Annotated in this window: 15 protein-coding genes and 1 other annotated feature; of the genes, 14 read left to right on the forward strand and 1 reads right to left on the reverse strand. The window is 46.2% G+C overall.

Annotation, left to right across the window (positions count from 1 at the left end; genetic code table 11):
• Nucleotides 1-7 precede the first annotated feature (7 nt).
• The 3 genes from sigE to GBH70_RS10685 all read left to right on the forward strand — a co-directional run bounded on the left by sigE (nucleotide 8) and on the right by GBH70_RS10685 (nucleotide 2,418).
• Nucleotides 8-727 (forward strand): RNA polymerase sporulation sigma factor SigE, encoded by a 720-nt coding sequence (sigE, locus tag GBH70_RS10675; protein WP_151681069.1) that lies wholly within the window; start codon nucleotides 8-10, stop codon nucleotides 725-727.
• 156 nt (nucleotides 728-883) lie between these two features.
• Nucleotides 884-1,660: an RNA polymerase sporulation sigma factor SigG gene (gene sigG / locus GBH70_RS10680; RefSeq protein ID WP_151681035.1), complete on the forward strand. Its 777-nt coding sequence runs from the start codon at nucleotides 884-886 to the stop codon at nucleotides 1,658-1,660.
• A gap of 479 nt (nucleotides 1,661-2,139) precedes the next feature.
• The gene (locus GBH70_RS10685) at nucleotides 2,140-2,418 is read left to right on the forward strand and encodes a YlmC/YmxH family sporulation protein (RefSeq protein WP_151681036.1); all 279 of its coding nucleotides are present in this window, start codon (nucleotides 2,140-2,142) and stop codon (nucleotides 2,416-2,418) included.
• Between the two features lie 40 nt (nucleotides 2,419-2,458).
• Here GBH70_RS10685 and GBH70_RS10690 read toward each other — a convergent pair whose 3' ends face one another.
• Nucleotides 2,459-2,998: a 3D domain-containing protein gene (locus GBH70_RS10690; protein ID WP_151681037.1), complete on the reverse strand. Its 540-nt coding sequence runs from the start codon at nucleotides 2,996-2,998 to the stop codon at nucleotides 2,459-2,461.
• A 287-nt stretch (nucleotides 2,999-3,285) separates the two neighbouring features.
• Here GBH70_RS10690 and pgeF point away from each other — a divergent pair, with 287 nt between their 5' ends.
• From pgeF to pyrR, 11 genes are all read left to right on the forward strand, one after another.
• Entirely contained in the window at nucleotides 3,286-4,110 is an 825-nt protein-coding gene (gene pgeF / locus GBH70_RS10695; protein WP_151681070.1) for a peptidoglycan editing factor PgeF, read from the forward strand.
• Nucleotides 4,107-4,790: a YggS family pyridoxal phosphate-dependent enzyme gene (locus tag GBH70_RS10700; protein WP_151681038.1), complete on the forward strand. Its 684-nt coding sequence runs from the start codon at nucleotides 4,107-4,109 to the stop codon at nucleotides 4,788-4,790. Before pgeF ends, GBH70_RS10700 begins: the two co-directional genes overlap by 4 nt.
• Nucleotides 4,791-4,811: 21 nt before the next feature.
• On the forward strand, nucleotides 4,812-5,264 hold the full coding sequence (locus tag GBH70_RS10705; RefSeq protein ID WP_151681039.1) for a cell division protein SepF: 453 nt from the start codon (nucleotides 4,812-4,814) through the stop codon (nucleotides 5,262-5,264).
• 5 nt (nucleotides 5,265-5,269) lie between these two features.
• The gene (locus tag GBH70_RS10710) at nucleotides 5,270-5,542 is read left to right on the forward strand and encodes a YggT family protein (RefSeq protein WP_151681040.1); all 273 of its coding nucleotides are present in this window, start codon (nucleotides 5,270-5,272) and stop codon (nucleotides 5,540-5,542) included.
• 73 nt (nucleotides 5,543-5,615) lie between these two features.
• Nucleotides 5,616-6,392 carry a YlmH family RNA-binding protein gene (locus tag GBH70_RS10715; RefSeq protein WP_151681041.1) on the forward strand — a complete coding sequence of 259 codons (777 nt, stop codon included), beginning with the start codon at nucleotides 5,616-5,618 and terminating at the stop codon, nucleotides 6,390-6,392.
• 113 nt (nucleotides 6,393-6,505) lie between these two features.
• Complete coding sequence (locus GBH70_RS10720; protein WP_151681042.1) at nucleotides 6,506-7,015, forward strand: DivIVA domain-containing protein; 510 nt, start codon at nucleotides 6,506-6,508, stop codon at nucleotides 7,013-7,015.
• Nucleotides 7,016-7,070: 55 nt separating this feature from the next.
• Nucleotides 7,071-7,292, forward strand: a binding site (T-box leader).
• A 94-nt stretch (nucleotides 7,293-7,386) separates the two neighbouring features.
• On the forward strand, nucleotides 7,387-10,155 hold the full coding sequence (gene ileS, locus GBH70_RS10725) for an isoleucine--tRNA ligase (RefSeq protein ID WP_151681043.1): 2,769 nt from the start codon (nucleotides 7,387-7,389) through the stop codon (nucleotides 10,153-10,155).
• Nucleotides 10,142-10,585 (forward strand): hypothetical protein, encoded by a 444-nt coding sequence (locus GBH70_RS17220; protein WP_253693756.1) that lies wholly within the window; start codon nucleotides 10,142-10,144, stop codon nucleotides 10,583-10,585. Before ileS ends, GBH70_RS17220 begins: the two co-directional genes overlap by 14 nt.
• 109 nt (nucleotides 10,586-10,694) lie before the next feature.
• Nucleotides 10,695-11,192: a signal peptidase II gene (lspA, locus tag GBH70_RS10735; RefSeq protein WP_151681044.1), complete on the forward strand. Its 498-nt coding sequence runs from the start codon at nucleotides 10,695-10,697 to the stop codon at nucleotides 11,190-11,192.
• Nucleotides 11,164-12,075 (forward strand): RluA family pseudouridine synthase, encoded by a 912-nt coding sequence (locus GBH70_RS10740; protein WP_151681072.1) that lies wholly within the window; start codon nucleotides 11,164-11,166, stop codon nucleotides 12,073-12,075. Before lspA ends, GBH70_RS10740 begins: the two co-directional genes overlap by 29 nt.
• A 162-nt stretch (nucleotides 12,076-12,237) precedes the next feature.
• Complete coding sequence (pyrR, locus tag GBH70_RS10745; protein ID WP_151681045.1) at nucleotides 12,238-12,777, forward strand: bifunctional pyr operon transcriptional regulator/uracil phosphoribosyltransferase PyrR; 540 nt, start codon at nucleotides 12,238-12,240, stop codon at nucleotides 12,775-12,777.
• Nucleotides 12,778-12,820: the final 43 nt, after the last annotated feature.

Genomic DNA, 12,820 nt, shown 5'->3' on the forward strand with positions numbered 1-12,820 from the left:
GATGGTTGTGAAACATTTACGGTTGAAACTCTCTTATTTTTGGTACAAACTCCTGTTCAAACTTGGGATGAAAGCGGATGAAATTTATTATATTGGAGGAAATGAAGCACTGCCCCCGCCGCTTTCAAAAGAAGAAGAAGAAATGCTATTGAAGAAATTGCCGTCCGGAGATAAAGCGGCACGATCGATTTTGATCGAGCGGAATCTGCGGCTTGTCGTTTATATCGCGCGTAAATTCGAAAATACCGGCATCAACATTGAAGATTTAATCAGCATTGGCACGATCGGCCTCATTAAAGCTGTAAATACTTTTAACCCTGAAAAGAAGATCAAATTGGCAACATATGCATCCCGCTGTATTGAAAATGAAATTTTAATGCATTTAAGGCGGAACAACAAGCTGCGGTCAGAAGTTTCGTTTGACGAGCCATTAAATATCGATTGGGACGGAAATGAACTGCTGCTTTCGGATGTACTCGGCACGGATGATGACATCATTACGAGAGACCTCGAGGCAAATGTGGATAAAAAATTATTATACAGCGCGCTCCATCAGCTTTCTGACCGTGAAAAACAAATTATGGAACTGCGTTTCGGGCTGAAGGGGAAAGAAGAAAAGACGCAAAAAGATGTCGCGGATATGCTGGGTATTTCGCAGTCTTATATTTCCAGGCTGGAAAAAAGGATAATTAAAAGATTACGAAAAAAATTCAATAAAATGGTATAGCAGAAAAATTTTTTAGGCGGCCGGAAAGCACAGCCGGCAAAGTTTTTGATGCGCTCTGCACCCTGCCCTTGCATTGGGCGCGGTGCATAATTTTCCCTCCCGGGGAGATACTGTTTTTGAACAGCAGCTCCTGATTCCTGATAGGGGGGAAAAGATTTGAAGCGCAACAAAGTGGAAATTTGCGGGGTGGATACCTCCAAACTCCCCGTTCTGAAAAACGAGGAAATGAGGGAACTTTTAAAGCAAATGCATGCCGGCGATGCATCTGCAAGGGAAAAGCTCGTCAACGGCAATCTGCGGCTTGTGTTGAGCGTGATCCAACGCTTTAACAACCGCGGGGAATATGTGGACGATCTGTTCCAAGTTGGATGTATCGGACTCATGAAATCCATCGATAACTTTGATTTAAATCAAAATGTCCGCTTTTCTACGTACGCCGTTCCGATGATTATTGGGGAAATCCGGCGGTATTTAAGGGACAATAATCCAATCCGCGTATCACGCTCATTAAGAGATATCGCTTATAAAGCCCTGCAGGTAAGGGAAAAACTGATGAGCACCACTTCAAAAGAACCGACAACAGAAGAAATCGCCAGGGAGCTGGATGTTCCGCATGAAGATATTGTGTTTGCGCTCGATGCGATCCAGGATCCCGTGTCGCTGTTTGAGCCAATTTACAATGACGGCGGCGACCCGATTTATGTCATGGACCAGGTGAGCGACGAAAAAAATAAAGATTCCCAATGGATTGAAGAAATTGCGCTACATGAAGGGATGAGGCGCTTGAATGAACGGGAGAAGATGATCATCCGGAAACGGTTTTTCCAAGGCAAAACACAAATGGAAGTCGCGGAGGAAATCGGCATCTCCCAGGCACAAGTTTCCCGCCTCGAAAAAGCAGCCATCAGGCAAATGAATAAGAATATTCAATAAGAAAGCGTAGGCGCTTTGGGCGTATGGATTTCATAATATTAGACTTAAATAAAGGAAACACGCTGTGCTCTTAGCGACCCGATGCTGACTTATTTCATGGAGAATGCTTAGAAATCCACTAGAACCATGGCGCCGCAGCTGGATCAAGAAAAGCGGAGTCTGCCCCCCGTTTTTCTTTTTGGTTATGCTATTTTTTGTTGATGATTGCTCATTTCTGAGACTCCTGCGGGATAAGCGTGCAAGAAGAATCCCTGTGCTGAGGTATCGGCGGGGAGGCTCGCGGACGCAGGGAGCGAAGCGGATTTCGCGATTATCACAGCCTTCTTTTTTTCTGTGAAAAAATAGTTCGAATGTGTGCAGAAGACCTTTTTCATGCAATGGTTGCGAGTAAGACGATTATGGATGTTTTATTCGTAAATCCCGCCCGGTGCGCATAAACTTGTATTATAGAGCAGCACGACAACAGGGGGGGAGAGCGCATGGTCCGTATTTCGGATTTTCAAATCAAAGATGTTGTTAGCATATCGGACGGCAGGAAACTTGGAAATGTGGAGGATATAGACATCAATTTGGATACCGGGACGATCGAAAGCATCATTGTAGGCGGTGCATCAGGGAAAATGTTCGGCCTGTTCGGAAAAGATGATGAAATTGTCATCCCTTGGAACAACATCGTCAAAATCGGCACCGATGTTATATTAGTCCGCTTTAAAGAATCGCCTTATACACAGCAGCAGCTCCAGGAACCGAAAAAATAGGCAGCAGGAGGAAAACAAAAAAACGGCGGACAGCCGTTTTTTATTTATAAACTTTAATCGTGATTGTTTTGACGCCCCATTGGATGGCTTTCTTTTTGCTCGAAATAAAAACATCAATTTTTTTACCCTTAATGGCGCCGCCGGTATCTCCGGCAATTGCCGTTCCGTAACCCGGAACGTAAACTTTGGAACCGAGCGGGATGACTTTCGGGTCAACCGCGATCACTTTCGAATTCGGATGTTTTTTTAGGTTGATGCCGGTAGCCGTAATTCCGCTGCCGGAACCTGCCGTATAAGCAGTTGCTTTTACCTTAATGGTCCGGTAAGAAACGGATGAAGTTGAAACTTTTTTTGAGGATGAGCTGCTTTGCACTTTCAGCTTTTGTTTGACTCTAATCATATCCGATTTTAAGTGGTTCCAGCTTTTTAACTTAGCCACGGTAACATGGTATTTTTTTGCGATTTTATATAATGAATCTCCTGCTTTTACTGTGTAAGTCGTCGTTGCTGCAAATGCTCCATGGCCTGTACCAAAAGAAAAGATGCAGACTGTGAATAAAGATAACCAAATTTTTTTCAAATCTAGTACCTCTTTTATGTAAGTTTTTTGTTATTCATAGAATAGCAGAGTTGTATAACAGGAAAGTAACAACGGTTTATTAGTTATATTACAAACCGGTTACATTTGTCGAGTTGCAGGCGTATTTTTCCTATCAACATAAAAAGTTGCGAATTTTGGGTAAATTTGTTATAAATAAAATCAGAATGGGAAAAACGTATTCAAAAAGAAAAGATATAGAAGATATCGGCGTAAAACGTTATAATAAAACAAACAGAATTTTTCCAGGAAAGCCGGGTGAAGGCCATATGGAAGAACCGTTTACCAAAACGGCAGCCGAATATTATACGGTCGGAAGCTGGGAGAAAAGCGGGATTGCCGCAGGGTTTACCGTAAAAGGCGGCGGTACAAGCAAAATGTTTAACGGCAGTTTAAATCTCGCTTTTCATGTCAATGACAATATTGATTTTGTGAGGCAGAACCGGCAAATTGTTGCGGAAAGGACCGGTTTCCCTTTATCATCTTGGGTGGGAGCCGAACAGACGCATGAAGACCATGTGCAAAAAGTTACCCTCCATGACCGTGGAAAAGGCGCGGCTGATTACGGATCGTCTTTTCCTCATACTGATGGATTATACACCGATGAAAAAGACATATTACTTGTGCTGGCCTTTGCGGATTGCGTGCCGATTTTCTATTTTGCCCCGAAACATGAGCGGATCGGGATAGTGCACGCAGGATGGAGAGGGACAACCCGTGGCATCGCGGCTAAAATGGTTGAAAACTGGGTAAAGGATGGTGTGCCGGAAAGTGAAATTGAAGTTGTCATCGGGCCGTCCATATGCCGGAATTGTTATGTCGTTGACAACCGTGTTATCGAGGCTGCCCTCCCCTGGCTCGGAAAGGCCGGAGATTTGCCGTATGTTGAAAAAACTCCGGGGCAGTACGCCTTGGATTTAAAACATTTAAATCAAATCATATTGCAGCGAGCAGGCATTCCGGAAAGCCGCATACAGATCAGCAATTTGTGCACAAGCTGCCGGGAAGAAGATTTCTTTTCGCACCGGCGCGACCGCGGCCGCACCGGAAGAATGCTCGGCTTTATCGGGATAAAAGGAGCACCAGAGAGATGAAAGTTTCTGAAAACCTCGCAAACATCAATGAAAGGATCGAAAAAGCGTGTGAACGCGCAGGAAGGAAACGCGGGGATATTGAAATTATCGCAGTGACAAAGTATGTATCTGCAGATAGGGCACAGGAGGCGCTTGATGCGGGGATCCGCCATCTCGGCGAAAACCGGGATGACGGCCTGCTTGAAAAATATAAAACCCTCGGCAACCGCCCTGTTTGGCATTTTATCGGGACGCTGCAGACAAGAAAAGTAAAAAATGTTATTGATAAAGTAAGTTACATACACTCTTTGGACCGCCTCAGCCTTGCGGAAGAAATAGAAAAACGGGCGGCTAAAGCCGATAAACAAATGAAGTGCTTTATCCAAGTGAATGTTTCGGGGGAAGAATCGAAACACGGGATGGAACCCGGGCAAGTGCTTGATTTTGTCCACAAAATGAAGGATTTTCCGCATATCCTTGTTGTCGGCCTTATGACAATGGCACCGCTGACGGATGACCAAAACACGATCAGAAGCACGTTCCGCGGATTAAAGCAGTTGCAACAGGAAGTTGAGAGCCTCCACTTGGATTACGCCCCATGCCATGAGCTATCGATGGGCATGTCGAACGACTTCGAAATTGCTGTAGAAGAAGGCGCAACTTTTGTAAGGATTGGTACCGCACTTGTCGGTTCACGTTAAAACAAACGGAGGTGTAAAGGAATGGGATTAAAAACAAAATTTAAGTCGTTTTTTTTGCTTGATGATGAATACGATGACCAGGAAGAAGAAATGATGGAAAAAGAATACGAACCGGAGCCTGAACCGCCGGCACAAAAACCGGTAAGGCATGCGCGGCAAAACGTTGTCAGCCTGCAGAGTGTCCAAAAATCATCAAAAGTTATTCTTGAAGAGCCAAGGGTATATGCCGATGCACAGGAAATCGCCGACCATTTAAAAAACCGCCGGGCTGTCGTCGTCAATTTGCAAAGCATGCCGCATGACCAGGCAAAGCGGATTGTCGATTTTTTGAGCGGGACGGTTTATGCAATTGCGGGTGATATCCAAAGGATCGGAAGTAATATTTTTCTCTGTACGCCGGATAACGTCGAAGTTTCCGGAAAAATTTCCGAATTCCTGCAGGAGCAGGATTATAACGATACGAGGTGGCCTTAAACCGAATGGATTCAATTTTAGGCTCAATTTTAACAATCATTTTACTTTTAATGAGAATCTACTCCTACATCCTCCTGATTTACATTTTTATGTCATGGTTTAATATCAGGGATACCGAGATCGGGCGCCTGTTTGCGCGGATTTCGGAACCGTATTTGGAACCGTTCCGCCGGATTATCCCGCCGATCGGCATGATTGATATTTCTCCGATTGTGGCTTTTTTCGTTTTGGATTTGGCAAGAGCTGGGATTGCGCAGGTTTTCTCGTGGTTGATGTGAGTAAGATTGAACGTTTATTTTTCCAAAAAAAGGGACATGTCTGTTCCTTTTTTTCATTCAAAGGAGATTTTCTATGGATTCAATTTATCAGCATTTTCGGCCGGATGAAAAAGAGTTTGTCGACAAGGTGATTGCCTGGAGGCAGTATGTAGAGGATGCTTATGCGCCAAAACTAACGGATTTTTTGGATCCGCGCATGCAGCAAATTGTGGAAATGATTATCGGGACGCAAAGCGGGATTCGCGTACAGGCTTATGGCGGCAGGCCGGAGAGCGAGCGGAAAAGGATGTTGCTTTTTCCCGACTATTTTTCACCTGAAACGCAAGATTTTCAAATCGCATTATTTGAAGTGGAATATCCGTCCAAATTTGTTTCATTTGAGCATAAGCATGTGCTCGGATCCCTGATGTCCCTCGGCTTAAAACGGGAAAAATTCGGGGATATCCTGATCCGCGGCGGCCGTACCCAATTTTTCATTGCGGCGGAATATACGGACTTTATCCAAATGGAGTTCCGTCAGATCGGCAAAACGACAGTCCGGATAGTGAAAAAAACACTGGAAGAAGCCATTAGCGTTGAAGAGGAATGGCAGGAAAAAAAGGCAACGGTCAGTTCGCTGCGCCTTGATGCGGTCCTATCCGCTATTTACAATATCTCAAGGCAGAAAACGCAAATGCTGATCGGGCGCGGTCTTATAAAAGTGAACTGGAAAACGGTTGAAGACCCGGCGTTCCAGTGCCGGGAGGGCGATTATTTTTCGGTGCGGGGATACGGCAGAAGCCGGATGTTCCGGGTGGAAGGCAAAACAAAAAAAGAAAAATGGCGAATTGTGGCGGGTATATTAAAATAATTTGATTTATTAGCAGGATTTTCCCAAAAAATCGTCGAATTCCAGTATAATAACAAGGAGGGAAGGCAATCTTTTGAAAAAGGAAGAAGGCAAATTGAACAGGAGGTGGCCACATGCCTTTAACGCCGTTAGATATACATAATAAGGAGTTTAGCAAAGGGTTCCGCGGTTATGATGAAGACGAAGTAAATGAATTCCTTGACCAGCTCATTAAAGATTATGAAATGCTGATCCGTGAAAAGAAAAGCCTGGAAGATAAAGTGGCTTCTTTAAATGAGCGCTTGAGCCATTTTACTTCCATTGAAGAAACGTTAAATAAATCCATTGTTGTTGCCCAGGAAGCAGCGGAGGAAGTGAAGGGAAACGCACAGAAAGAAGCGAAACTGATCATCCGTGAGGCGGAAAAAAACGCCGACCGGATCGTCAATGAAGCGCTCTCGAAAGCAAGGAAAATCGCTTTGGAAATTGAAGAGCTGAAAAAGCAGTCGAAAGTGTTCAGAACACGCTTCAAAATGCTGATCGAAGCGCAGCTTGACCTCATCAATAATGATGATTGGGATAAACTGATGGAGTTTGAAGTCGACGCAACGGACCTCGAACTTGAAGAAGAAGAAGTAAATTAGGCTTGACGAAAAGGAAAAAAACCACATATAATGAATTACATTAAATACTGTATATGAAAAAACGATGACAGGGCAGTAGGGTTACGCCAACTTTCAAAGCGAACCGGGGACAGTGGGAGCCCGGCAAAGAACGTAACTTGAATATCCCCCTTGAGTTCTTGCCTTGAACGCCGAAATGGCCAGTAGATAAAAGCGGCCCATCCACGTTACGGATGTCGAGCGGGCATCGTCTTATGCCTACTAGGGTGGTACCGCGGGAAACCTTCTCGTCCCTATTTTTGGGGATGGGAAGGTTTTTTTAATGGATTTTTGGCAAGGATGAACCTAACGGAAAATTCTAAATTGCATTACAAGAAGGCAGGAGGATCAGAATGGATTATAAAGACACACTATTAATGCCAAAAACAGACTTCCCGATGCGCGGAAATTTGCCGAAAAAAGAACCGGAAATCCAGGCAAGGTGGGAAGAAATGAACATCTATGAAAAAGTGATGAAACGTACGGAAGGCAGGCCGCTGTTTGTCCTTCATGACGGGCCTCCGTACGCAAACGGCGATCTCCATATGGGCCATGCGTTAAACAAAACATTAAAAGACATCATCAACCGCTATAAATCAATGTCCGGCTACCATGCGCCGTATGTGCCGGGCTGGGATACGCACGGGCTGCCGATCGAGCAGGAGCTGACGAAAAAAGGCGTGAACCGGAAAGCCATGTCGGTTGCCGAATTCAGGAAGCTCTGTGAAGAATATGCCTATGAACAGATTGACCGCCAAAGAAAAGCGTTTAAACGCCTTGGCGTGCGCGGCGATTGGGAACATCCCTATTTGACGCTGCGTCCGGCATATGAAGCCGAGCAGATTAAAGTATTCGGCGAGATGGCGAAAAAAGGCTATATTTACAAAGGCCTAAAGCCGGTTTACTGGTCCCCTTCGAGCGAATCGGCGCTTGCGGAAGCGGAGATCGAATATAAGGACATCAAATCGCCTTCCATTTATGTTGCTTTCGACGTGAAAGACGGAAAAGGCGTCCTGGACACAGATACGAAAATCGTCATCTGGACAACGACCCCGTGGACGATTCCGGCAAACCTTGGGATTGCCGTGAATCCGGATATCAACTATGTCGTTGCAAAAGTAAACGGGCAAAAATACCTTGTTGCCGAAGCCTTACTGGAAGAAGTCAGCGGGGTGCTGGAATGGGAAAATGCGGAAGTGGTTCAAACCGTTCCGGGAAAAAATTTGGAATATATTGTGGCAAAACATCCGCTTTACGGCCGCGACTCGCTTGTCATGCTCGGCGACCACGTTACCACCGACAGTGGTACCGGCTGCGTCCACACCGCCCCCGGACATGGGGAAGACGACTTCATCGTTGGCAAAAAATACGGGCTTGATGTGCTTTGCCCGGTTGATGACAAAGGTATGATGACAGAAGAGGCACCGGGATTTGAAGGCTTGTTTTACGACAAAGCGAATAAACCGATTTGCGAAGCATTGGAAAAAGCGGGTGCGCTGTTGAAACTGAAATTTTTGACGCACTCGTATCCACATGACTGGCGGACGAAAAAACCGGTCATTTTCCGGGCGACATCGCAATGGTTTGCCTCTATTGACATGTTCCGCGATGATATTTTGGAAGCCATCAAAGATGTAAAATGGACGCCGGTTTGGGGCGAAATCCGCATGCATAATATGATCCGAGACCGCGGCGACTGGTGTATTTCCCGGCAGCGTGCGTGGGGCGTGCCGATTCCGGTATTTTACGCGGAAAACGGCGAAGCGATCATCACGGAAGAAACCATCCAGCACGTATCCGATCTGTTCCGCCAGTACGGATCCAATGTCTGGTTCGAACGGGAGGCGAAAGACCTGCTTCCGGAAGGATTCACGCATCCGGGCAGCCCAAACGGCATTTTTACAAAAGAAACGGATATTATGGATGTTTGGTTCGACTCCGGATCTTCGCATCAAGGCGTTTTGGCTTCTCAGGAAGGTTTAAAACGCCCGGCTGATTTGTATCTTGAAGGTTCAGATCAATACCGCGGCTGGTTTAACTCTTCCCTGATTACCGGTGTTGCTGTAACAGGGCGCGCTCCGTACGACGGTGTTTTAAGCCACGGCTTTGTACTTGACGGGGAAGGCCGCAAAATGAGTAAGTCGCTCGGCAACGTCATTTCCCCGGGAAAAGTGGTCGACCAGCTTGGGGCAGACATTATCCGCCTGTGGGTCGCATCAGTTGACTATCAGGCTGATGTCCGCATCTCCAATGATATTTTGAAACAAGTGTCAGAAGTTTACCGGAAAATCCGCAATACGTTCCGTTTCATGCTCGGGAACCTGAACGATTTTGATCCGGCAAAAAATAAGGTTGCTTACGAAGACCTGCGCGAAGTCGACCAATTTATGCTTGTGAAATTGAACAAACTCGTAAAAGAAGTGCGCGATGCTTATGAACATTACGAGTATGCAACCATTTACCATGCCGTCAACAATTTCTGCGCAGTCGACCTCAGCTCGTTCTATATGGATTTTGCAAAAGACGTGCTGTACATTGAACTGGCGGATAATCCGGAACGCCGTGCAATGCAAACCGTTTTGTACGAATGTCTCATTGCATTGACAAAATTGCTTTCACCGATTTTGCCGCATACAGCTGATGAAGTTTGGCAGTATATCCCGGGCGTCACGGAAGAAAGCGTGCAGCTCACCGATATGCCTGAATATGTCGATTATCCGAATGCTGCAGAACTGGAAGAAAAATGGAATGCCTTCATGGCGCTGCGGGATGATGTCCTGAAAGCATTGGAAGAAGCACGGAATGCAAAAGTGATCGGGAAATCGCTGACCGCAAAAGTAACTTTGTATGTCAATGATGAAACAAAAGCGTTGCTGGACAGCATTTCGGAAAGCAAAAAACAATTGTTCATCATCTCCGGGTTTGAAGTGGCGGGTTCGCTTGATGAAGCGCCGGAAAATGCTTTAAAATTGGAACATGCCGCGATTATTGTGGAAAAAGCGGAAGGCGAAACGTGCGAACGCTGCTGGGTTGTTACACCTGATGTCGGCCATGACCATGATCATCCAACCCTTTGCCCGCGCTGCGCATCTGTCGTGAAAACGTTGAATGCGCAAGTGTGATTTCGGTGAAGCCGGTGCTGCTTCTATTACGGGTGCAGCGCCGGTTTTTTATGCTGGAAAAACAGCTTACCATTACATGATTTTGTTACTTTTAGTAAACGTTTTTCCGAAAATCCGCCGGCAGCCCGGGAATGCTAAAAGCAACAACCTGAATGGGGGGCTGGGCGAATTGGGCAATGAGATCGAGACGTTACTGCAATCCCTGAAAGAAGAATTAAGCGCTTATGAATCGAAGCACGAGGTTGTGCAAAGCTTGATTCAAGAAGAACAAAAAGATATCGAAACGGCTTTATCCAGAATCAATACCGTGGATGAAGACGCAATTCCGCAGGAGTGGCTGCAGGAAATCCCGACGCTTCTGTCGCCGGCGGACTGGCAGAATATCTGGGTGTATGGAAAAGTACCCGTCCCATATGACATATTCCATTAGTCCTTTTCTTTTCGCTGCCCTTTGTTTATGGTAAAATGCAGAAAGAAAACATGCGGCCGGCGGCAAAGTAAGTCGTGCGGCCACACAAACAGGGGCGGAGGAAAACCAATTGTTTATTTTATATTATGCTATTGCACTCATTGTAATCGGCATTGATCAGCTGACAAAATGGCTTGTCTTAAAAAATATGTACATCGGGGAGAGCATCGAAGTCATCCCGAACTTCTTTTTTATTACATCGACACGCAACACAGGCGCTGCCTTCAGCATACTGGAAGGGCAAATGTGGCTGTTTTATGTGATTACTGTGGCCGTGGTTGCCGGTATTATTTATTACATCCAAAAATACGCCAAAAACAGGTTATTGCTCGGCATCAGTCTCGGGCTCATTTTGGGCGGTGCGGTAGGCAATTTTATCGACCGCCTGTTCCGCAGCGAAGTGGTCGATTTTGTCCATTTGCGCTTCGGCAGCTACGATTTTGCCGTTTTTAACGCGGCTGATTCCAGTTTAACCATTGGCGTTGTGCTGTTATTTATTTTTATGCTTTTTGATGAGAGGAAGACAAAGGAGAAAATTGATAGAAAAAATGGACCACACCGTTCTTGAACATGAAGCAAATGAAAGGCTTGATAAAATCGTTTCCTCCATGCAGGAAGAATGGTCGAGATCGCAAGTCCAGCAATGGATCAAAGATGGAAATGTAATCGTAAACGGGAAGAAAGAAAAAGCGAATTACAGATGCGCCGCGGGGGACATTATCGGGGTGGAAGTGCCTGAACCGGAAGTGCTTGATATTCTGCCGGAAAATTTGGATCTTGATATTTACTATGAAGATGTTGATGTGCTTGTCGTCAACAAGCCAAAAGGCATGGTTGTCCATCCATCAAACGGGCACATCTCGGGAACGCTTGTGAACGGCTTAATGTACCATTGCAAAGATTTATCGGGTATTAACGGCGTGCTCCGCCCCGGCATTGTCCATCGCATTGACAAAGACACATCAGGGCTTTTAATGGTCGCCAAAAACGATATGGCACATGAAAAACTGGCGGAGCAGCTAAGCAAAAAAACGGTAACGCGCAAATATTATGCGCTCGTCCACGGCAATATCCCGCATGATGCAGGGACGATTGATGCCCCGATCGGAAGGGACCCTGCTGACCGGCAGCGCATGGCTGTAGTGGACAATGGCAAGCCGGCGGTCACCCATTTCCGCGTCTTGGAACGTTTTAACAAGTATACGTTTATTGAATGCCAGCTGGAAACTGGGCGCACCCACCAAATCCGCGTCCATATGAAATATATTGGCCATCCGCTTGCCGGCGACCCGAAATACGGCCCGAAAAAAACGATCGATTTCGGCGGGCAGGCGCTCCATGCCGGGGTGCTCGGGTTCCGCCATCCGCGCACGGGGGAATATCTTGAGTTCGAATCACCGCTGCCGGACGATTTCCAAGCGCTTTTAAACAAGCTGAGATTAGGTTTGTGAAAAAAGAATTGACAAACCGCCGAAAAAAGTTTAAGGTAAAAATAACTTCATAAGCCTTTTAAAAACAGTCCCGTGAGGCTGGCAAGGGAACGATACTTTTTACAAATAAGCCTTCCTGCCTCTCCCAGCGGAAGGCTTTGATTTTTTCCCAGAGGTGACAACATGGTCCAAAAAGCGATCGTAATGGATGAAGTCATGATCCGCAGGGCTTTGACGCGGATCGCCCACGAAATTATCGAACGGAACAAAGGCATTGAAGATACGATGCTCGTCGGAATCAAAACGCGCGGCATTTATTTGGCTGAACGATTGGCCGCCCGGATTGAGCAGATTGAAGGGTGCCCGGTGGAAGTCGGTGAACTTGATATCACGCTGTACCGCGATGATTTAAGCAAAAAAACGGCCGATGGCGAACCGGAAGTAAAAGGCACCAAACTGCCGTCAAGCATTACGGATAAAAAAGTGATTTTGGTGGATGACGTGTTATACACGGGCAGAACGGTGCGCGCCGCCATGGATGCGCTCATGGACAGCGGCCGTCCGAGCCGGATCCAGCTGGCGGTGCTTGTCGACCGCGGCCACCGGGAACTGCCGATCCGAGCCGACTTTATCGGGAAAAATATCCCGACGAGCCAGTCGGAAAGAATTGTCGTACAATTAACAGATGTTGACGGGCGGGACCAGGTCAGCATCAACGAATAATCCTTTTAAAACATGTCCCGTGAGGTGTGCAAAGGATGGTTTT

Source organism: Weizmannia acidilactici (genome assembly GCF_008974225.1).
GTDB classification, from domain to species: Bacteria; Bacillota; Bacilli; order Bacillales; family Bacillaceae_C; genus Weizmannia; species Weizmannia acidilactici.

Bases quoted from the DNA above. Each gene is read 5' to 3' on its own strand.
- GBH70_RS10705 (WP_151681039.1), top strand. From the start codon at position 4,812: ATGGGATTAAAAACAAAATTTAAGTCGTTTTTTTTGCTTGATGATGAA.
- pgeF (WP_151681070.1), top strand. From the start codon at position 3,286: ATGGAAGAACCGTTTACCAAAACGGCAGCCGAATATTATACGGTCGGA.
- GBH70_RS10720 (WP_151681042.1), top strand. From the start codon at position 6,506: ATGCCTTTAACGCCGTTAGATATACATAATAAGGAGTTTAGCAAAGGG.
- pyrR (WP_151681045.1), top strand. From the start codon at position 12,238: ATGGTCCAAAAAGCGATCGTAATGGATGAAGTCATGATCCGCAGGGCT.
- GBH70_RS10710 (WP_151681040.1), top strand. From the start codon at position 5,270: ATGGATTCAATTTTAGGCTCAATTTTAACAATCATTTTACTTTTAATG.
- GBH70_RS10700 (WP_151681038.1), top strand. From the start codon at position 4,107: ATGAAAGTTTCTGAAAACCTCGCAAACATCAATGAAAGGATCGAAAAA.
- GBH70_RS10685 (WP_151681036.1), top strand. From the start codon at position 2,140: ATGGTCCGTATTTCGGATTTTCAAATCAAAGATGTTGTTAGCATATCG.
- GBH70_RS10715 (WP_151681041.1), top strand. From the start codon at position 5,616: ATGGATTCAATTTATCAGCATTTTCGGCCGGATGAAAAAGAGTTTGTC.
- ileS (WP_151681043.1), top strand. From the start codon at position 7,387: ATGGATTATAAAGACACACTATTAATGCCAAAAACAGACTTCCCGATG.
- GBH70_RS17220 (WP_253693756.1), top strand. From the start codon at position 10,142: ATGCGCAAGTGTGATTTCGGTGAAGCCGGTGCTGCTTCTATTACGGGT.